At 50.4% G+C, this 409-nt stretch carries 1 pseudogene; it reads right to left on the reverse strand.

Annotated features, from left to right (window positions below):
• Window positions 1–274 (reverse strand): annotated as a pseudogene (locus RTW80_RS27510) (IS3 family transposase); the annotation flags it as partial.
• Window positions 275–409: the final 135 nt, after the last annotated feature.

Raw genomic sequence — 409 nt, forward strand, 5'->3', positions numbered from 1 at the left:
GCCAGACTCTGTTCACTCCGCACTGTTGCCCGCTGTCACGCAGATCCAGATGGATTTTGCGATAACCATAGACGCATCCCGATTCCAGCCAGAACTGTTTAATCTGTCCTGTCAGTCTCAGGTCTGCCTGATGGCGTTGTGAATGCGGCTGCTGAAGCCAGGCGTAAAAACCACTGGGATGAACATCCAGCACCCGACAGAGCAGGCGAACAGGCCAGCAACAGGAGTTGTCACGGATAAAGGCGTACCTCAGTCGGACAGCTTTGCGAAGTACGCCGCTGTAGATTCAATTGGTCAACGCAACAGTCATGTGAAAACATGTAGTTGCGGAGGATTGTTGGATGAGACGGACATTTACAGCAAAGGAAAAAACATCTGTTTTTGAACTGTGGAAGAACGGAAAAGGCTT

Source organism: Escherichia sp. AM3, assembly GCF_032029835.1.
Taxonomy (GTDB): Bacteria; Pseudomonadota; Gammaproteobacteria; order Enterobacterales; family Enterobacteriaceae; genus Escherichia; species Escherichia coli.